This window comes from Streptomyces sp. NPDC029041 (assembly GCF_040637515.1).
GTDB lineage: Bacteria > Actinomycetota > Actinomycetes > Streptomycetales > Streptomycetaceae > Streptomyces.
In genome coordinates this window covers 661,837-679,226 of the sequence record NZ_JBEZWO010000003.1, presented here as the reverse complement: position 1 = coordinate 679,226, position 17,390 = coordinate 661,837, and the positions used below count along the sequence as shown (strand labels likewise).

The window sequence follows — 17,390 nt, the reverse complement described above, 5'->3', positions numbered from 1 at the left end:
CGCGCACTTGTTGTCCTTCGAGAGCAACCCTCGGATCAACATTCAGGTGCTGCCTTTCTCAGCTGGTGCGCACGCGGGACTGCAAGGCTCGTTCGGCGTCTACCGCTTCTCCAGTGACCCCACCATCGTCTACACGGAGGGGTACGACAGCGGGCATCCGACCGCCAACCCGCACACGGTCACGGAGTGTTCGCTCCGTTACGATCACCTCCGGGCCGCCGCACTTTCCCTCAACGACTCGGCGGAGCTCATCCGGCGCGTGATGGAGGAACGGTATGGAGATGCAGTGGCGTAAGTCGACGTACAGCGGCGACCAAGGCGGCCAGTGCCTCGAAGTCGCCGAAGCCCCGGACACCACCGTCGCTATACGCGACAGCAAGACCCCGGCGGGACCGGTCCTCACCCTCGATCCCGCCAGCTTCACCACCTTCATCAACTGGACGTCTACAACCGCTGAATGATCGTGCCGGTGGCCAAACCGCCCCCCGCACACATGGTGATCAGCGCGAACTCCTTGTCCGCGCGCTCCAGTTCGTGAAGTGCCGTCGTGATGAGCCGGGCCCCGGTCGCTCCCACCGGGTGCCCGAGCGCGATCGCGCCGCCGTTGACGTTCACCTTCGACAGGTCCTGGTCGAAGACCCGCGCCCAGCTCAGCACCACCGACGCGAACGCCTCGTTGATCTCCACGAGGTCGATGTCCTTCAACGACATCCCGGCCTTGCCCAGCACGGCGTTCGTCGCGTCGATCGGGCCGTCGAGGTGGAAGTGCGGGTCGGAACCGACCAGCGCCTGGGCCACGATCCGGGCCCGGGGCCGCAGCTTCAGCGCCCGCGTCATCCGCTTGGACGCCCACATGACCGCCGCCGCCCCGTCGGAGATCTGCGACGAGTTCCCGGCCGTGTGGACCGCCGTCGGCATGATCGGCTTCAGCGCGGCCAGGCCCTCCGCCGTCGTGTCGCGCAGTCCCTCGTCCTTGTCGACCAGGCGCCACATGCCCTGCCCGGCGTGCTGCTCCTCCTCGGTCGTGGGGACCTGGACCGCGAACGTCTCCCGTTTGAAGCGTTCCTCCGCCCAGGCGTGCGCGGCCCGTTGCTGCGAGGCGAGACCGAGCGTGTCGACGTCCTCGCGGGTCAGCCCCCGGTGGCGGGCGATCCGCTCGGCCGCCTCGAACTGGTTGGGCAGGTCGACGTTCCACTCGTCGGGGAACGGCTTGCCCGGCCCGTGCTTGGAGCCCGACCCCAGCGGCACCCGCGACATCGACTCCACCCCGCACGAGATGCCGACGTCGATCACGCCCGCGGCGACCATGTTGGCCACCATGTGCGAGGCCTGCTGGGAGGACCCGCACTGCGCGTCCACGGTCGTCGCGGCCGTCTCGTACGGGAGCCCCATGGTCAGCCATGCCGTGCGCGCGGGGTTCATGGACTGCTCGCCGGCGTGGGTGACCGTCCCGCCCACGATCTGCTCGACGCAGTCCGCGGGAATGCCGGTGCGGCCGAGGAGTTCGCGGTAGGTCTCGCCCAGGAGGTAGGCGGGGTGCAGATGGGCGAGCGCGCCGCCGCGCTTGCCGACGGGGGTGCGTACGGCTTCGACGATCACGGGTTCGGCAGCCATGGGTGCGGGTCCTCTCCGGGAGGCTCAGCGGAACTAGTACGCGTTCTAGTTCTGCAAGCAGTGTGCTGAGGGCCGCTCGGTGACCGCAATAGTCGTGCGGGCAATTGGCGGGCCCGTGCCTCTTGCTACTTGTAGAACCCGTTACTACCTTCACCGCAACTCCGCACAGCTGATGGGCCGTCAGTCCGATGAGCCGGTACGAGTGGTGGGAGCCGCCCATGCCCTGTCCCGCGCTGCCCGACGGGTTCGACTTCACCGACCCCGACCTGCTGCACCACCGCGTGCCCCTGCCGGAGTTCGCCGAGCTGCGCCGGGCCGAACCCGTCTGCTGGGTGCCGCAGCGGGCCGGTCTCGCCGGCTTCCAGGACGAGGGCTACTGGGCCGTCACCCGGCACGCCGACGTCAAGTACGTCTCCACGCACCCGGAGCTGTTCTCGTCGTCCCTCAACACGGCGATCATCCGCTTCAACGAGCACATCGAGCGCGACTCCATCGACGCACAGCGGCTCATCCTGCTGAACATGGACCCCCCGGAGCACACCCGGGTCCGGCAGATCGTGCAGCGCGGGTTCACGCCCCGGGCGATCCGGGCGCTGGAGGACAGGCTCCGGGCACGGGCCCGGGCCATCGTCGCGTCCGCCCGCGCGCACACCGGGCCGTTCGACTTCGTCACCCAGGTCGCCTGTGAACTGCCCCTGCAGGCGATCGCCGAGCTGATGGGCGTCCCGCAGGAGGACCGGGACAAGATCTTCGACTGGTCCAACAAGATGATCGCCTACGACGATCCCGAGTACGCCATCACCGAGGAGGTCGGCGCCGAGTCGGCCACGGAGATCATCGCCTACGCGATGAACATGGCCGCCGACCGCAAGCAGTGCCCGGCCCACGACATCGTCACCCAGCTCGTCGCGGCGGAGGGCGAGGGCAACCTCAGTTCCGACGAGTTCGGCTTCTTCGTGCTGATGCTGGCCGTCGCGGGCAACGAGACCACCCGCAACGCCATCACCCACGGCATGCACGCCTTCCTCACCCACCCCGACCAGTGGGAGCTGTACAAGAGCGACCGGCCGGAGACGGCGGCGGAGGAGATCGTGCGCTGGGCGACCCCGGTGGCCGCCTTCCAGCGCACGGCCACCCAGGACACCGAACTCGGCGGCAAGCGCATCCGCAAGGGCGACCGGCTGGGCCTGTTCTACGCCTCCGCCAACCACGACCCCGAGGTCTTCGACGACCCGGACACCTTCGACGTCACCCGCGACCCCAACCCGCACCTCGGCTTCGGCGGCGGCGGCCCGCACTACTGCCTGGGCAAATCCCTCGCCGTGCTGGAGATCGACCTCATCTTCAACGCGATCGCCGACGCCATGCCGGGTCTCCGGCTGGCCGAGGAACCGCGTCGATTGAGGTCGGCGTGGATCAACGGGGTGAAGGAACTCCGGGTTCGGGCTCAGTAGCGGTCAGTGCGGTCGGCGCAGTCCCGCGACGAGGAGCGCGACCAGTCGGCGTGCGTCGTAGCGGGGGTCGCTGTCAGCGCCGACGCACAGGTTTCCGATGCCGCGCATGAACGGGTAGGCGTCCAGGTCGGAGCGGATCTCGCCGGACGCGGCGGCGGCTTCGAGCAGTTGCGTGCACACCGGTAGGAGGCGTTCGAGGAAGTAGGTGTGCAGCGGCCCGAAGCAGGTGCTGTCCCCCTGCATCGCGGTGGCCAGACCGTGCTTGGTGACCAGGAAGTCGACGAAGAGATCGACCCAGCGCACCAGGGCGGCATGGGGCGTCGGGCCGGCCGCCAGCAGGGCCGGGCCGGCTTCGGCGCAGGCATCGACCTGGTGGCGGTAGACGGCGATGACGAGATCTGCCCGGGTGGGGAAGTGGCGGTAGATCGTGCCCACCCCGACGCCGGCCCTGGCCGCGATGTCGCGCACCGGCGCGTCCACGCCCGAGCTGACGAAGACCTCGGCGGCCGCGTCCAGCAGGGCCTGCTGGTTGCGCCGGGCGTCCTTGCGCTTGGACCGGGCTGAGCTTCCGGCGCTCTGGCCGCTGTCGTTCACCGAGTGTCCTTCCCCGAGGTTGCGTGCGGTTGTGAAGCGGAACGGTGTTCCGTATCGTGAGCCCTGTAATCGGAACGGCGTTCCGTTTCTTTCATGATGACAGACCTGACCGGAAGGCACCCCCATGCCCGGCACTTTCCTGTCCGACTCGACCATGGTGATCTCCGCGAAACCGGTGGTCCTGCCCGCCCCGGGCCGCGGTGAGGACCTCCAGGTCCGCGTGTCCGCCCCCGCGACCGGCGGTGATCTGCCCGTCGTCGTCTTCTCGCACGGCTTCGGCTGGTCGATGAACGGCTACGCCCCGCTGGCGGACCACTGGGCCGCCCAGGGCTTCGTGGTGGTGCAGCCCACCCACCTGGACTCCAGGACGCTGGGCCTGCCTCCCGAAGACCCCCGCACGCCGCGGATCTGGCGCGTCCGCATCGAGGACCTCACCCGCGTGCTCGACGGACTCGACGTTCTCGAAGCCTCCGTACCGGGCCTCGCCGGACGCCTCGACCGCGACCGTGTCGCCGTGGCCGGCCACTCCTGGGGAGCCCAGACGGCGAGTACGCTCCTCGGCGCGCGCGTACTCGACTCCGACGGCGTTCCCGGCGAGGACATGTCCGACCCCCGTGTGAAGGCGGGTGTGCTGCTCGCCATGGCCGGCCTGGGCGACGACCTGACCCCGTTCGCCGTCGAGCACCTGCCCTTCATGAGGCCGTCCTTCGACACCATGACCACACCTGCGCTCGTCGTCGCCGGGGACAACGACGACTCCGCGCTGACCACGCGCGGACCGGACTGGTTCACCGACCCCTACACCTACAGTCCGGGGAACAAGAGCCTGCTCACGCTGTTCGGGGCGGAGCACTCGCTCGGGGGCATCCCCGGCTACGAGGTGGCGGAGACGACCGACGAGAGTCCCGCACGCGTCGCACTGCTCCAGGGCCTCACCACCGCCTACCTGCGCAGCGCCCTGTACCCCGGGGACACCGGCTGGAAGGCGGCGGCCGCCGCGCTGGAGGAGGATCCCGAGCCGCTGGGGAAGCTCCGGAGCAAGTAGGCGACGGCGTAGACGAAAGTGAAGGCGACGGCCCCGGGGATCGAGGGGCCGTCGCCTGATCGTCCAGAGAAACAGGGCTCGAGCCGCGCCCGCAAAGACCCCTCGTACTAGGTTCGGCCGCATGTGGGGGATGGGTGAGCCGGTGTGACCTGCGGCTTGTGTCTACGGCCTCGCTTCGTACGTGACGCGGGTCATGTGGGGCGCTTCACTGCCGGACGCCTCGAACGTGACCGGAGCCTCGAAGGCCGCCCGTCGCGTGGCCCGGCGCAGCGCCCTGAGGACCGCGGGCCCCACGACGAGGGTCAGCACGACCGTGACGAGGGCCCGGCCCAGATCCCAGCCGAGCGATGTGGCGACGCAGTACGCGACGAAACGGGCCAGGTTCTCGGCGACCGGCGCCTGCGGGTCGAAGGCCACGTTCGAGGCGAGAGCGCCCATGAAGGGCCAGCCCGCCATGTTCATCACCGTCCCGTAGGCGAACGCGGCGAGGAAGCCGTAACCGGCGAGCAGCGCGAGCTCGGCCCGGCCGCGCAGCCGGTCCGGGCCGGGCAGCAGGCCCGCGCCCATCGCGAACCAGCCCATCGCCAGCATCTGGAACGGCAGCCACGGCCCGACCCCGCCCGTGAGCAGCGCCGACGCGAACATCGTCACCGAGCCGAGCACGAACCCGAAGCCCGGGCCGAGCACCCGGCCGCTCAGCACCATCAGGAAGAACATCGGCTCGACACCGGCGGTACCGGCGCCGATCGGCCGCAGGGCCGCTCCCGTGGCGGCCAGCACGCCGAGCATCGCGACCGCCTTCGGGCCGAGACCGGACTCCGAGATCGCCGCCGCCACCACCGCCACGAGCAGTACCAGCAGGCCCGCGAAGAGCCACGGTGCGTCCTGCGCGTGGGCGCTGAGCCGCGAGGTGGGCGGGGTCAGGAACGGCCAGCCGATGGCCACGACGCCCACGGCGCTGACGAGGATCAGGGCGGCGACCGAGCGGGGGCCGAGGCGGACGGCCCGGGCTTGCTTCTGGGTGTTCACGAGCGGGCTCCGGACGGAAGCGCCGCGCGGACCTCGGCGACCGTGAGCCAGTGCTGCGGGGCCAGGATCTTGGTGACCTGCGGTGCGAACGACGGCGAGGAGACCACGACATCGGCCGTCGGGCCGTCCGCGATCACCTCGCCCTCGGCCAGCAGCACCACCCGGTGGGCGATCTCCGCCGCGAGCTCCACGTCGTGCGTGGCCAGGACGATGGCGTGCCCCTCGGCGGCCAGCGCGCGCAGCACCGCCACCAGCCGGGCCTTCGCCGCGTAGTCCAGGCCCCGGGTCGGCTCGTCCAGCAGGAGCAGCGGGGGCCGGGCGGTCAGCACGACGGCCAGGGCGAGCGCGAGCCGCTGCCCCTCGGAGAGGTCACGGGGGTGGGTTTCGTCGGTGACGCCGGGCAGCAGCTCGGTGACCAGGGCCCGGCAGGTGCCAGGGGCCGCGCCCGCGTCCTCGTCGGCCGCCGCGCACTCGGCGGCGACGGTGTCGGCGTAGAGCAGATCCCGCGGCTCCTGCGGGACCAGGCCGACCTTGCGGACGAGGTCCTTCGGTGCGGTGCGGTGGGGGGTGGCGTCGCCGAGGCGGACGGATCCGGAGCTGGGCTTGACGAGGCCGACCAGGGCGTTGAGGAGCGTGGATTTGCCGGCGCCGTTGCGGCCCATGAGGGCGATGGTCTCGCCGGGGGTGACGGTGAGGTCGATGTGGCGCAGCGCTTGGACGCGGCCGCGGGTGACCGAGAGGGCCCGTACGTCACCCAGGGGGGTGGTGTGTGCGGATCGCTTGCGGGTGCGGGATGTCCGTGGCTTGTCGCGCAGTTCCCCGCGCCCCTCGGGAGCGGCGTCTTCCAGCTCTTGCTTGAGATCTCCCGCCCTGCGACGGGCGTCGCGGACCGTCAGGGGAAGGGGGGTCCAGCCCGCGAGGCGGCCCAGGGCCACCACCGGCGGGTACACCGGGGACACGGCCATCACCTCGGCCGGATCGCCCAGGACCGGGGAGGCGCCCGGGGCGGGCAGGAGGACGACCTGGTCGGCGTACTGGATGACGCGTTCCAGTCGGTGTTCGGCCATGAGGACCGTCGTGCCGAGGTCGTGGACGAGCCGCTGCAGGACGGCCAGCACCTCCTCGGCGGCCGCCGGGTCCAGCGCGGAGGTCGGCTCGTCCAGGACGAGGACGCTCGGGTGCGGGGTGAGGACCGAGCCGATCGCGACGCGCTGCTGCTGGCCGCCGGAGAGGGTGGCGATCGGCCGGTCCCGCAGACCGGCCAGGCCGAGCAGGTCGAGCGTCTCCTCGACGCGGCGGCGCATCACGTCCGGGGCGAGGCCCAGCGACTCCATGCCGTAGGCGAGTTCGTCCTCGACGGTGTCGGTGACGAAGTGGGCGAGCGGGTCCTGACCGACCGTGCCCACGACGTCGGCCAGTTCGCGCGGCTTGTGGGTGCGGGTGTCGCGGCCGGCGACCGTGACCCGGCCGCGCAGGGTGCCGCCGGTGAAGTGCGGCACGAGACCGCTGACCGCGCCCAGCACCGTGGACTTGCCCACGCCGGACGGGCCCGCCAGCAGGACGAGTTCGCCTTCCGGGACCTCGAAGTCGACGCCCCGCACGGTGGGTCCGTCGGCCCCGTCGTAGATCACGGAGACATCCGCGAAGCGAATCACGACGGCTCCTTGGGGTCGGGGGCGACGAACGCCGGAAGCAGGCCGAGGAGTACGGCCGCAGCCGGCCCGAGGGGGAGGGTCGGGGCCACCAGGGGGACCACGCCCGGGTGCAGGGCCGCCGGGTCGCGGGCCGCGGCGAGGGCGAGCAGGGCCGCGGCCGCGACGCCGGAGGCGACGACCAGCCAGGCGCGCACGTCCCAGCGGTCCGGGCGGTAGCGGGTGCGCAGGGACCGGCGGCCGCCTAGCTTGAGGCCCGCGAGGGCAGCGGTGAGACCGGCGAGCAGCACGGGCAGGCCGTACGCGCCGCCTTCGGCCGTGAGCAGGCCGTACGTTCCCGCGCAGACGCCCAGCAGGCCGCCGAGGGTGAGGGCGGCGGTGGTACGGCGTACGGCGGGCGGGACGTCGGCGGTACGGCCGTAGCCGCGGGCGTCCATCGCGGCGGCCAGGGAGACCGAACGCTCCAGCGCGCCCTCCAGGACCGGGAGCCCCACCTGCAGCAGGCCCCTGATGCCCCTGTCCGGGCGGCCGCGCAGGCGGCGGGCGGCGCGCAGGCGCCGGACGTCGGCGATGAGGTTCGGGGCGAAGGTGAGGGCGACGACGACCGCGACACCCAGCTCGTACAGGGCGCCCGGCAAAGACTTCAGGAGGCGGGAGGGATTGGCGAGGGCGTTCGCGGCGCCGACGCAGATGAGGAGCGTGGCCAGTCTCAGTCCGTCGTACAGGGCGAAGGTGAGGGCCTCCGCGGTCACCTCGCCGCCGAGGCGGATGCCCTGGGCCCAGGCGGGGAGCGGAAGCTCGGGGAGGGTGAGGAGGGGGTGCGTGCCCGGGATGGGGGAGCCGAGGACGGTCGCGAAGAGCAGGCGGACGAGGATCACGGCGAGGGCGAGTTTGACGAAGGCGCCGTAGGAGCGGGACCAGGGGGTGTCCGGGCGGCGGGTGGCCACGACGTAGGCGGAGACCATGACGAGGAGGGCGAGGAGCAGGGGGTTGGTGGTGCGGGTGGCCGCGGTACCGAGGGCGAGCGCCCAGAGCCACCAGGCTCCGGGGTGCAGTTGGGCTCGGCCTCGACACCGAGGGCTGCTACCCACGCCGGCGTACCTGCCAGATCGCCGCGCCGCCCAGGACCACCACCACGGCGATGCCGCCGATCAGGCCCAGGGACGGCCCGTCGTCCGAGGGGGAGTTCTGCTCCACAGCCGGCTTGCGCTCTCGCTGCTGCTGGGAGACCTGTTCGCCGCAGCCCTTCCGCGGATAGCCCGAGATCGCGCACAGCAGGGCGTTGGTGTCGTAGCGCAGCGGCTCGGCCACCGTGGCAAGGGCCTCGGCCGTCGTCGCGTCGGGGGAGACGCGGGCGCAGGCCGTGCGGGCGGCGGGCGGGGATTCGCCCCCCGGTGCGTCCGACGGTGTGCCGAAGTCGATGACCAGGGCCACCCGTTTCCTGCCGTCCTGCGCGGGCGTCTTCGCGCAGATCGCCGCGAAGCGGGCCGCGCCTCGTGGCCGGGCCGCGTCCGCGGAGTCCTCGCTCACCGCGAAGCGGAAGCCCTGGACGTCACCGTCCGAGGGGCGGGCCTGGGACGGGCCCTGGGTGGCGTAGACCCAGTGGCCGGCGTCGCGCTCCCAGAACGACCAGTACCGGTAACCGGCGGCCTGGGCCTGGCCCGCCCCCGCGCACAGCAGGAGCGAGGCCAGGAGAAGCAGAAGGACCCGGCGCGTCACAGCTGCTGCTTCTTGCGGCCGGTGAACAGGAAGCCGATGCCGATGCCGGCGACCAGGCAGACGCCGACGTACCACCAGACCCCGAAGAAGCCGGAGCCGGAGTCCTCCTTCTCGTCCGAGGCCTTGGTTCCGGTCTTCCCGGCGGTCTGCGGGGCCGGGCCCGTCGCGCCCAGCTGCTTGACGAGGTCGGCGCCGCCGAAGTCGCGCGGGTTCGTGCCCGTGGCGTGGGCGGCGAGGATCAGCTGGGCGTAGGCGGCCGGACCGCTCCGGGCGGCCCAGGACGCGGAGTTCTTCTCCAGCCAGCGCACGGACTTCTCCGCCTGGGAGGCGTTCCCCTGCGCGGCGAGCGCGACGACCGCGTCGGCGGTGTTGCCGTAGTCGGGCTGGGGCTCGGCACCGGCCAGGGCGGACATGAGGTGGTTGCCGTCCTCGGCGAGAGCGGCGGTGAGGTAGCCCGCGCCGTTCGCCGCCGCCTGCTGCGGCGTCGTGGCCTTCTCGCAGGTCGCCTCGGACTTCCTGCCGGGCTCGACGACCATGCCCTTGCCCAGGGCGCCGAGCACACCGGCGGCCGTGGCGTCCGCGTTGGCGGCGAGCCCGCCCTTCTTGTCCGGCTGGAACGCGAAGGCCCCGCCGCCGTCCCCGCCGCAGGGCAGGGCGAGCTTCAGCAGCGCGTCGTAGGGCGACTTGCCGTCCTTCTCGACCCGGCCGGGCTTCTCGCCCGCGGCGGCGAGCGCGCCGATGACGACCGACGTCGAGTTGGTGTCGCTGGCCCCGCCGGGCGAGTAGCCCCAGCCGCCGTCCTCGTTCTGCACGGACTTCAGCCAGCCGACGGCCTTGCGGGTGGTGCCGTCGTGCCCGCCGAGCGCGGCCAGGGCCTGCACGGCGGCGGACGTGGCGTTGGTGTCGAGCATCGTCTTGGCGTCGCACGCGGTGGTGGGGTCGGGCCGGTAGGAGGCGAAGCCGCCGTCGGCGCACTGCTGGCGCACCAGCCACCGCACGGACTTCTCCGCCGGCTTCACGCCCACCGTGTCCTGAGCGAGCAGGGCGAGCGACTGCCGCCACACACCGTCGTACTTCGGGTCGGTCGAGCCGTACAGGGCGGAGGGGAACGCCTGGGAGGACGACGGGGACGGGTCGGCGGCGGCCGGGGTGGCGGCGCCGATCACGGCGACGGCGGCCAGGACCGCGGCGCTGCGGCGGACGTTCATGATCGGCGGGTGCCTCTCCCTGCTGGGGAGCCGGGCAGCGCGGGACACCCCCGGGCGGCTCGGCTCCGTATACCTCGACGGTGCCGCGCACCGGCGGGCTGCCGGGCACGCGAGCCGGTCACGAACCGTACGCGGCGATCCGGCTCCCGCCTGTGCGCGGCGGTCACGGTTGCGAGTCAGCGCCGGAATTGCACCGGCTTCCCCCCGTACGGTGTGATGACGACCCGCTTACTGTACCCGCACGTAGGAAACGGGTTGAGGGGGTGCCGGGTGGGCCGGAAAGCTTCGCCCCATGCCGACCACACCTCCACCGGGAAAGCTGCTCGGCTCGGGGCGTCGTGCCGATGTGTACGAGATCGACGAGGCGTGGGTGCTGCGCCATGAGCGCGACGGCGGGGGTGACGCGGCCACCGAGGGCGCGGTGATGGAGCATGTGCGCGCCCACGGGTATCCGGTGCCGCGTGTGCGCCCGGCCGGTTCGCGCTCCGACCTGATGATGGAGCGGCTCTCCGGCCCGACGATGCTCCAGGCCTGCCTGGCGGGCACCTTCGACCTGACCGAGGCGGGCTCCCTCCTCGCCCGGCTGCTGCGCGACCTCCACGCCGTCCCCGCCCCGTGCTCCACCGACCCGGCCGTCAGCGTCCTCCACCTGGACCTGCACCCGGAGAACGTGATCCTCACCGCCGACGGCCCCCGGGTCATCGACTGGTCTGATGCGGCGGAGGGGGACCCTGGGCTGGACTGGGCGACGACCGCGGTGATCCTCGCGCAGGCCGCCGTCGCCGGAGACCTCCTTTCCGCACCCGCCGACGTCATGCTGACCGCCCTCCTCGCCGGTCCGTCCCCGCTCACCCGCCCCTTCCTGACCAAGGCCCTGTGCCGCCGGGGCGCGAGTCCGGTGATGAGTCGGCGGGAGGTCGAACTGCTGGGATGCGCCGAGGAGTTGATCCTCTCTCGGGGGTGGAGGGGCTAACGTGGGGCTCCCCGACCACACACGCAGGAGCGTCCATGACCGACCAGGCGGAGACCCCCGAGCAGGAGCCGTTCCCCAAGATCGACACCTCGGTGCCGCACTCGGCCCGGATCTGGAACTACTGGCTGGGCGGCAAGGACAACTACGAAGTCGACCGGGTCGCCGGTGACGCGTTCCGCGAGGTGTTCCCCGGGATCGAGACCGGGGCCCGCGCCGCCCGCTACTTCCTCGCCCGTGCCGTGCGCCACCTCGCCGCCGAAGAGGGCATCCGCCAGTTCCTGGACATCGGCACCGGCCTGCCCAACGTGGACAACACCCACCAGATCGCCCAGCGGGTGGCGCCGGAGAGCCGGATCGTCTACGTGGACAACGACCCGCTGGTGCTGGCCCACGCCCGTGCCCTGCTCACCAGCACACCGGAAGGCGTCACCAACTACGTGGACGCCGACCTGCGCGAGCCCGGCACGATCGTCCGGGAAGCCGCGAGGACACTCGACTTCGACCGGCCCGTCGCCCTCATGCTGATGGGCATCCTGGGCCACATCGAGGACCACGACGAGGCCCGCTCGATCGTCCGGCGGCTGGTGGACGCGCTGCCCCCAGGCAGCTACCTCGTGCAGTACGACTCCACCGACACCAGCGAGGACTACGTCCGGGCCATCCAGACGTACAACGACGGCGGTTCGATCCCGTACATCCTGCGCAGCCCCGAGCAGATCGCGCGCTACTTCGACGGCCTGGAGCTGCTCGATCCGGGTGTGGCGTCCTGCTCGCGCTGGCGTCCCGACGCGGCGGCCCTGGGCCTCCCGGCCGAAGTCCACCAGTACGGCGGCGTCGCCCGCAAGAACTGAGCCGTCAGGTCTCCTGAAGGATGCGGTGCAGGAGGGTCGGAGTCTCGTCGGGCGACTCGGCTTCGACCACCAGCCGGTTCATCGCGTCCCAGTAGCACTCGATCTCGGCCGGCCGGTCCGGATAGAGGGCCCCGGTGAGCTGCTCCAGGTGGACCACGTCGGGCAACTGCCCACCGGGCAGCCGCAAAATGGTGACCGAACCGCACTCCGCGGCGTGCGCGCCGGCGCTGAACGGCAGGATCTGCACCGTGACGTTCGGCAGCCGGCAGCTGTCGATGAGGTGCCTCAGCTGCTCGCGCATCACACGGACGCCGCCCACGGGGCGGCGCAGCGCCGCCTCGTCGATCACGGCCCACAGCCGGGTCGCCGGCTGCCGGTGCAGGATCCGCCGGCGTGCCATCCGCAGCGCCACCCGGCGGTCGGTCTCCGCCGCGCCGGCGTCCGGGTGCGCGAGCCGGACGGCGGCCCGCGCGTAGTCGGCGGTCTGCAGCAGACCGGGAACACGCTGGACCCGGTAGCAGCGGATGACGCTCGCCGCCTGCTCGGCCCCGAGGTAGGTCTGCGTCCAGGCGGGCACGACATCGCTGTAGGACCGCCACCAGGCGGGGGTGTTGGCCTGCTCGGCCAGCGCCAGCAGGGTGGCGCGCTCGGCCTCGTCCGTGACGCCGTAGAGCGTCAGCAGGTCAGCCACGTCGCGCAGTTTGAAGCCGTGGCGGCCCGCCTCCATCCGGCTGATCTTGGACGAGGAGGCGCGGATGACATGCCCCGCGTCCGCCCGCCCGATGCCCCGCTCCTCCCGCAGCCCGCGCAGCCGGGCCCCCAGGGCCAGCCGCGGCACCATGGGCCCGGCGCACCCGCTGTCCAGGGACCCGCTGCCGGTCGTCGTGCGTGCGGCTTCGTCGGTGCCCATGGGCGTCTCTCCCGGTGCGAGCGTTGCTTCCGACCATCCTAGGGGGCGTCCGGCGGCATCAAGGGCCTTGTGGGGCAGGCGGGTTCGGGTGCGGCGCGGGTCCGCCGAAGGGAAGGTGGAGGGGGCGTGAGGCGAGCAGCCGGGACCCGTCGCCGACCCGGCGGAACGTGTCCTCGTAGTGCCCGATCCGGACCGGCGGCCCGGCCGGGACGACACCGCCCCCGCAGCCGTCGACGCGGTACGTCGTGAAGCAGGAGACCGCCCCGGCGGTGTCCGGCGATGTCACCGTGCTCGCCCCGCCCCCTGCTTGCGCGGCCTTCACACCGCCACGTACGTCACCGGCTCGCTCCCGGGTACCGCCTCCGCCCGCCCCAGCTTCACCAGCCGCCGCAGATGCGCCTCTGCTTCCGAGACGGCGATGGTGCGGGAGCCGTAGGGGATCTGGTCCCAGGGGCGGTTCCACTCCATGCGCTCGGCGAGCTGCCAGGGGGTGAGGGGCTCGGCGAGCAGCGCCAGCAGGTCCGTCAGGCGGGACTCGTGGTGGGTGAGCAACTCTCGTACGCGCCCGGTGGCGTCGGAGAACGGGTGCTGGTGGGCCGGGAGGATCTCGGCGGGGGTGAGGCGGCCGACGCGTTCCAGGGAGTCGAGGTAGTCGCCCAGGGGGTCGGTGATGGTGGCGTCGTCCGGGTCCTCGTAGAGGCCGATGTGCGGGGTGATCCCGGGCAGCAGGTGGTCTCCGGAGAACAGGCGTCCGCGGCCGGGGAGTTGCCCCGGGTGGGTCTCCTCCAGGTGGAGGCAGACATGGCCGGGCGTGTGCCCCGGGGTCCAGATCGCGCGCAGCCGGCGGCCGGGGAGGTCGAGGAGTTCGCCGGGGACGATGTCGCGGTCGGGCAGGGCGGGGGAGAGGCCGGGCAGGGCACGGGGGCGGGCCCGGCGCAGGGGCGCGAGGTGCTCCTCGGGCGCACCGGCCGCGGCGAGTTTGGCCGCCATGTACGCGTACCAGCGCTCGGGACGCGCCTCCCGGGTCCGCCGTACGACCGCGGTGTCCGCCGCGTGCATCGCGATCCAGGCGCCCGACGCCCGCCGGACCCGGCCGGAAAGGCCGTGGTGGTCGGGGTGGTGGTGGGTGACGACCACGCCGTGGATCTCGGCGGCCGAGGTGCCGCAGGCCGTGAGGCCCCGCGCGAGGGTGTCCCAGGACTCCGGGTCGTCCCAGCCGGTGTCGATCAGCACCGGGCCGCGGTCGGTGTCGACGACGTACACCAGCGTGTGACCGAGCGGGTTGTCCGGGATCGGGACCCGGAGCGACCGGACGCCTCCGCCGTGGTCGGTCACCTGTGTCATGGGGTCCCCCGTCGCCGGCTCCCCGTCACTATAACTAGAACGGGTTCCAGCGAGGAGTCTCCGTGTGGTGCGCGGTCCGTGGACTCCTCGGGGCGGGGCTGGTATCAGTGGGCGTATCTGATGAACCGTCAGAGAACGCTCCCGGGGAGGCAGTCGGCCATGACCGAGCTCGTGGAACACGGACAGCTGTTCATCGGCGGGGAGTTGACCGACCCCCTGGGCCAGGACGTCATCGAGGTGGTCTCGCCGCACACCGAGGAGGTCATCGGACGCGTCCCGCACGCCTCGGCGGCGGATGTGGACCGGGCCGTGGCGGCGGCCCGGCGGGCGTTCGACGAGGGGCCATGGCCGCGCATGAGCCTCGCCGAGCGCATCGAGGTCGTCGGCCGGATCAAGGACGCCGTCACCGCGAGGCACGACGAGATCGCCCGCGTGATCTCCGCCCAGAACGGCTCGCCCTACTCCTGGAGCGTCCTCGCCCAGGCCCTCGGCGCCGTGATGGTGTGGGACTCGGCGATCACCGTCGCCCGGAACTTCACTCACGAGGAGCGGCGCGACGGGGTGCTCGGCAAGATCCTCGTACGGCGCGAACCCGTCGGGGTCGTGGCCGCCGTGGTCCCCTGGAACGTCCCGCAGTTCATCGCCGCCGCCAAGCTCGCCCCCGCGCTGCTCACCGGCTGCACGGTCGTGCTCAAGCCCTCGCCCGAGTCACCGCTCGACGCCTATCTGCTCGGCGAGATCGCCCGCGAGGCCGGGCTGCCGGAGGGCGTGCTGTCGATCCTGCCCGCCGACCGGGAGGTCAGCGAGTACCTGGTCGGGCACCCCGGCATCGACAAGGTGTCCTTCACCGGGTCGGTCGCGGCCGGCAAGCGCGTGATGGAGGTCGCCGCCCGCAACCTCACCCGCGTCACGCTCGAACTCGGCGGAAAGTCCGCGGCCGTCGTCCTGCCCGACGCGGACGTCGAGACGGCCGTGGCGGGCATCGCCCCCGCGGCCTGGATGAACAACGGCCAGGCCTGCGTCGCCCAGACCCGCATCCTCCTGCCGCGCTCCCGCTACGACGAGTTCGCCGGCGCCCTCGCCGCCGCGGCCGGCGCCCTGACGGTCGGCGACCCGCTGGACCCGGCCACCCAGGTGGGCCCGCTGGTGGCCCGGCGCCAGCAGCAGCGCAACCTCGACTACATCCGCATCGGCCAGGAGGAGGGCGCAAAGATCCTCACCGGCGGCGGACGCCCGGCCGGCCTGGACCGCGGCTGGTACGTCGAACCGACCCTCTTCGGCGACGTCGACAACTCCATGCGCATCGCCCGCGAGGAGATCTTCGGCCCGGTCATCTGCCTGCTGCCCTACGACGACGAGTCCGACGCCGTGAAGATCGCCAACGACTCCGACTACGGGCTGAGCGGCAGCGTCTGGACGGCGGACGTCGAGCACGGCATCGACATCGCCCGGCAGGTCCGCACGGGCACGTACTCCGTCAACACCTTCAGCCTGGACATGCTCGGCCCCTTCGGCGGCTACAAGAACTCGGGGCTGGGGCGGGAGTTCGGGCCCGAGGGGTACGGCGAGTACCTGGAGCACAAGATGATCCACCTCCCGGCGCAGGCCTAGCGATGGGCGACCGCTGGCACATCGAGGTCGACCGCTCGCTGTGCATCGGCTCCGCGCAGTGCCTCCACCGCGCGCCGGACGGATTCCGCCTGGACGCGGCCCGCCAGTCCCGTCCGGCGTCCCCGGACATGGACGCGAACGAGCGGGTGCTGGAGGCGGCCGAGTGCTGCCCGGCGGAGGCGATCGTCATCACCTTGAGGGACAGCGGGGAGGCCGTGTTCCCGCCGGACGAGTAACGCCAGAAAAATCATGGATTGAGGGGTTCCATTCCCTTTCAGGCGTTTTATTCTGGAAATCGGCCTACGAGGCGAGTGAGGGAGTCCGACCGGAGTAGCCGACGTCGGCGGGAAGCTTCAGTTCCGGCTTCCGCTGGTGCCGACTGCGACGGTAGGGCTGAGAGGCCGGAAGGCGCAGGGCCGAAAGGCCGGGCGACCGGAAGGCGACCCCCATCACCTGATCCGGACCATGCCGGCGAAGGGAACCCGTCTCGTAGGTCCTTCGCGTGCCCAGGGGTCCGCGGCGCTCACGGCGCGGTCGGCGCTGTCAGGTCGATCAGCCGGCACACCGTCTCGATGTCGATCTTCACCTGGGCGATCGAGGCCCGGCCCGACAGCCAGGTGACCAGCGCCGAGTGCCAGGTGTGCTCGATGACCCGGACCGCCGAGAGCTGCTCCGGAGTCGGGTTCTCCTGGCCCATCGCGTCCAGGATGATCGCCGTCGTCTGGCGGGAGACCTGGTCGACCTCCGGGCTCACGCTGCGGTCGGCGAACGTCAGCGCGCGGACCATCGCATCGGCCAGATGCGGCTCGCGCTGCAACGCCCGAAAGGCCCGCATCAGCGTCTCCGCGACCCGCTCGGCCGCCGTCTCGCCCTGCGGCGGCTTCTTCCGCAGGGTGCCGTGCATGTGCTCCAACTGGTCCTGCATCGTGGCGACCAGCAGGTGGATCTTGGACGGGAAGTAGCGGTACAGCGTGCCGAGCGCAACCTGGGAGGACTCCGCGACCTCCCGCATCTGCACGGCGTCGAAGCCGCCCCGGCTGGCCAGCTGCGCACTCGCGTGCAGGATGCGGCGACGGCGGGCCTCCTGCCGTTCCGTGAGGGGCGGGGAGGCGGGGGCTGCCGCTCTGGCTTCCACCTTGGCCGGCTTGTTCACCTTGGCGCTCACCTTGGCTTCCGCGGGCATGTGTCGGTCCCGTTCCGTGACCGTCCGTGAGGACGAGTGATCACACAGCATGGCACGGGCCCGGTCGTGGCGTGAATCACCTGATCCACTGCTCACAGCACCCTTACCTGCCGGTAGATTCAGAGCCTCCGAACGATCAAGTCTGAAACTTGTTCTAGATTAGCGTCCCGGCGTAATCTCGCGGGACAGAGCAGGGAGAAGGG

At 72.0% G+C, this 17,390-nt stretch carries 18 protein-coding genes, 1 pseudogene and 1 riboswitch; of the genes and pseudogenes, 8 read left to right on the top strand and 11 right to left on the bottom strand.

The genetic code is table 11. The annotated features are described in order from the left end of the window. Both AB0F04_RS10300 and AB0F04_RS10295 read left to right on the top strand, forming a co-directional pair. Positions 1 to 295: Scr1 family TA system antitoxin-like transcriptional regulator (locus tag AB0F04_RS10300; protein ID WP_362039776.1), on the top strand; the 295-nt coding region annotated here is incomplete at its 5' end. Further along, positions 276 to 461 carry a DUF397 domain-containing protein gene (locus AB0F04_RS10295; RefSeq protein WP_362039775.1) on the top strand — a complete coding sequence of 62 codons (186 nt, stop codon included), beginning with the start codon at positions 276 to 278 and terminating at the stop codon, positions 459 to 461. The genes AB0F04_RS10300 and AB0F04_RS10295, both read left to right, overlap by 20 nt. On the opposite strand, the gene AB0F04_RS10290 is transcribed toward AB0F04_RS10295, so the two are convergent. After that, positions 445 to 1,614 carry a steroid 3-ketoacyl-CoA thiolase gene (locus AB0F04_RS10290; RefSeq protein WP_362039773.1) on the bottom strand — a complete coding sequence of 390 codons (1,170 nt, stop codon included), beginning with the start codon at positions 1,612 to 1,614 and terminating at the stop codon, positions 445 to 447. The two genes, AB0F04_RS10295 and AB0F04_RS10290, sit on opposite strands and share 17 nt — an antisense overlap. A gap of 218 nt (positions 1,615 to 1,832) precedes the next feature. Here AB0F04_RS10290 and AB0F04_RS10285 point away from each other — a divergent pair, with 218 nt between their 5' ends. Then, positions 1,833 to 3,068 (top strand): cytochrome P450, encoded by a 1,236-nt coding sequence (locus AB0F04_RS10285; protein ID WP_362039771.1) that lies wholly within the window; start codon positions 1,833 to 1,835, stop codon positions 3,066 to 3,068. A gap of 3 nt (positions 3,069 to 3,071) precedes the next feature. Here the strand turns inward: AB0F04_RS10285 and AB0F04_RS10280 are convergent, their stop codons facing one another. Beyond that, positions 3,072 to 3,662, bottom strand: a complete 591-nt coding sequence (locus AB0F04_RS10280; RefSeq protein ID WP_362039769.1) for a TetR/AcrR family transcriptional regulator — start codon at positions 3,660 to 3,662, stop codon at positions 3,072 to 3,074. Between the two features lie 124 nt (positions 3,663 to 3,786). Here AB0F04_RS10280 and AB0F04_RS10275 point away from each other — a divergent pair, with 124 nt between their 5' ends. Beyond that, positions 3,787 to 4,707, top strand: coding sequence for a chlorophyllase (locus AB0F04_RS10275; protein ID WP_362039766.1), 921 nt, complete (start codon positions 3,787 to 3,789; stop codon positions 4,705 to 4,707). A gap of 162 nt (positions 4,708 to 4,869) precedes the next feature. Here AB0F04_RS10275 and AB0F04_RS10270 read toward each other — a convergent pair whose 3' ends face one another. The 5 genes from AB0F04_RS10270 to AB0F04_RS10250 are packed head-to-tail and all read right to left on the bottom strand — an operon-like array spanning position 4,870 to position 10,315. Next, positions 4,870 to 5,736: an ECF transporter S component gene (locus AB0F04_RS10270; RefSeq protein WP_362039764.1), complete on the bottom strand. Its 867-nt coding sequence runs from the start codon at positions 5,734 to 5,736 to the stop codon at positions 4,870 to 4,872. After that, on the bottom strand, positions 5,733 to 7,391 hold the full coding sequence (locus AB0F04_RS10265; RefSeq protein WP_362039763.1) for an ATP-binding cassette domain-containing protein: 1,659 nt from the start codon (positions 7,389 to 7,391) through the stop codon (positions 5,733 to 5,735). The genes AB0F04_RS10270 and AB0F04_RS10265 overlap by 4 nt, the downstream gene beginning before the upstream one ends. Next, positions 7,388 to 8,479: an energy-coupling factor transporter transmembrane component T gene (locus AB0F04_RS10260; RefSeq protein ID WP_362039760.1), complete on the bottom strand. Its 1,092-nt coding sequence runs from the start codon at positions 8,477 to 8,479 to the stop codon at positions 7,388 to 7,390. The genes AB0F04_RS10265 and AB0F04_RS10260 overlap by 4 nt, the downstream gene beginning before the upstream one ends. After that, complete coding sequence (locus AB0F04_RS10255) at positions 8,472 to 9,107, bottom strand: SCO2322 family protein (protein ID WP_362039758.1); 636 nt, start codon at positions 9,105 to 9,107, stop codon at positions 8,472 to 8,474. The genes AB0F04_RS10260 and AB0F04_RS10255 overlap by 8 nt, the downstream gene beginning before the upstream one ends. Next, the gene (locus tag AB0F04_RS10250; protein WP_362039756.1) at positions 9,104 to 10,315 is read right to left on the bottom strand and encodes a prenyltransferase/squalene oxidase repeat-containing protein; all 1,212 of its coding nucleotides are present in this window, start codon (positions 10,313 to 10,315) and stop codon (positions 9,104 to 9,106) included. The genes AB0F04_RS10255 and AB0F04_RS10250 overlap by 4 nt, the downstream gene beginning before the upstream one ends. A gap of 112 nt (positions 10,316 to 10,427) precedes the next feature. Next, a riboswitch (cobalamin riboswitch) is annotated at positions 10,428 to 10,562 on the bottom strand. 45 nt (positions 10,563 to 10,607) lie between these two features. Between AB0F04_RS10250 and AB0F04_RS10245 the strand changes: the two genes are divergently transcribed. Both AB0F04_RS10245 and AB0F04_RS10240 read left to right on the top strand, forming a co-directional pair. Beyond that, the gene (locus tag AB0F04_RS10245) at positions 10,608 to 11,288 is read left to right on the top strand and encodes a phosphotransferase (protein WP_362039754.1); all 681 of its coding nucleotides are present in this window, start codon (positions 10,608 to 10,610) and stop codon (positions 11,286 to 11,288) included. 35 nt (positions 11,289 to 11,323) lie between these two features. Continuing rightward, positions 11,324 to 12,139, top strand: coding sequence for an SAM-dependent methyltransferase (locus AB0F04_RS10240; protein WP_362039752.1), 816 nt, complete (start codon positions 11,324 to 11,326; stop codon positions 12,137 to 12,139). A gap of 4 nt (positions 12,140 to 12,143) precedes the next feature. Here AB0F04_RS10240 and AB0F04_RS10235 read toward each other — a convergent pair whose 3' ends face one another. The 3 genes and pseudogenes from AB0F04_RS10235 to AB0F04_RS10225 all read right to left on the bottom strand — a co-directional run bounded on the left by AB0F04_RS10235 (position 12,144) and on the right by AB0F04_RS10225 (position 14,393). After that, a complete protein-coding gene (locus AB0F04_RS10235) occupies positions 12,144 to 13,049 on the bottom strand; it encodes a helix-turn-helix transcriptional regulator (protein ID WP_362039750.1) in 906 nt (301 codons plus the stop codon). Between the two features lie 58 nt (positions 13,050 to 13,107). Further along, positions 13,108 to 13,338 (bottom strand): annotated as a pseudogene (locus AB0F04_RS10230) (nuclear transport factor 2 family protein); the annotation flags it as partial. A 29-nt stretch (positions 13,339 to 13,367) separates the two neighbouring features. Next, positions 13,368 to 14,393 (bottom strand): MBL fold metallo-hydrolase, encoded by a 1,026-nt coding sequence (locus tag AB0F04_RS10225; protein WP_362039748.1) that lies wholly within the window; start codon positions 14,391 to 14,393, stop codon positions 13,368 to 13,370. A 159-nt stretch (positions 14,394 to 14,552) separates the two neighbouring features. On the opposite strand from AB0F04_RS10225, the gene AB0F04_RS10220 reads away from it, so the two are divergent. Continuing rightward, positions 14,553 to 16,004, top strand: a complete 1,452-nt coding sequence (locus tag AB0F04_RS10220) for an aldehyde dehydrogenase (RefSeq protein WP_362039747.1) — start codon at positions 14,553 to 14,555, stop codon at positions 16,002 to 16,004. Positions 16,005 to 16,006: 2 nt separating this feature from the next. Continuing rightward, positions 16,007 to 16,240, top strand: coding sequence for a ferredoxin (locus tag AB0F04_RS10215; protein ID WP_362039745.1), 234 nt, complete (start codon positions 16,007 to 16,009; stop codon positions 16,238 to 16,240). Positions 16,241 to 16,527: 287 nt separating this feature from the next. Here AB0F04_RS10215 and AB0F04_RS10210 read toward each other — a convergent pair whose 3' ends face one another. Beyond that, the gene (locus AB0F04_RS10210) at positions 16,528 to 17,187 is read right to left on the bottom strand and encodes a TetR family transcriptional regulator (protein ID WP_362039744.1); all 660 of its coding nucleotides are present in this window, start codon (positions 17,185 to 17,187) and stop codon (positions 16,528 to 16,530) included. Positions 17,188 to 17,390: the final 203 nt, after the last annotated feature.

Coding starts and splice junctions, on each gene's coding strand:
- AB0F04_RS10220 (WP_362039747.1), top strand. CDS start 14,553: ATGACCGAGCTCGTGGAACACGGACAGCTGTTCATCGGCGGGGAGTTG.
- AB0F04_RS10250 (WP_362039756.1), bottom strand. CDS start 10,315: ATGAACGTCCGCCGCAGCGCCGCGGTCCTGGCCGCCGTCGCCGTGATC.
- AB0F04_RS10225 (WP_362039748.1), bottom strand. CDS start 14,393: ATGACACAGGTGACCGACCACGGCGGAGGCGTCCGGTCGCTCCGGGTC.
- AB0F04_RS10240 (WP_362039752.1), top strand. CDS start 11,324: ATGACCGACCAGGCGGAGACCCCCGAGCAGGAGCCGTTCCCCAAGATC.
- AB0F04_RS10235 (WP_362039750.1), bottom strand. CDS start 13,049: ATGGGCACCGACGAAGCCGCACGCACGACGACCGGCAGCGGGTCCCTG.
- AB0F04_RS10245 (WP_362039754.1), top strand. CDS start 10,608: ATGCCGACCACACCTCCACCGGGAAAGCTGCTCGGCTCGGGGCGTCGT.
- AB0F04_RS10285 (WP_362039771.1), top strand. CDS start 1,833: ATGCCCTGTCCCGCGCTGCCCGACGGGTTCGACTTCACCGACCCCGAC.
- AB0F04_RS10295 (WP_362039775.1), top strand. CDS start 276: ATGGAGATGCAGTGGCGTAAGTCGACGTACAGCGGCGACCAAGGCGGC.
- AB0F04_RS10290 (WP_362039773.1), bottom strand. CDS start 1,614: ATGGCTGCCGAACCCGTGATCGTCGAAGCCGTACGCACCCCCGTCGGC.
- AB0F04_RS10210 (WP_362039744.1), bottom strand. CDS start 17,187: ATGCCCGCGGAAGCCAAGGTGAGCGCCAAGGTGAACAAGCCGGCCAAG.
- AB0F04_RS10275 (WP_362039766.1), top strand. CDS start 3,787: ATGCCCGGCACTTTCCTGTCCGACTCGACCATGGTGATCTCCGCGAAA.
- AB0F04_RS10215 (WP_362039745.1), top strand. CDS start 16,007: ATGGGCGACCGCTGGCACATCGAGGTCGACCGCTCGCTGTGCATCGGC.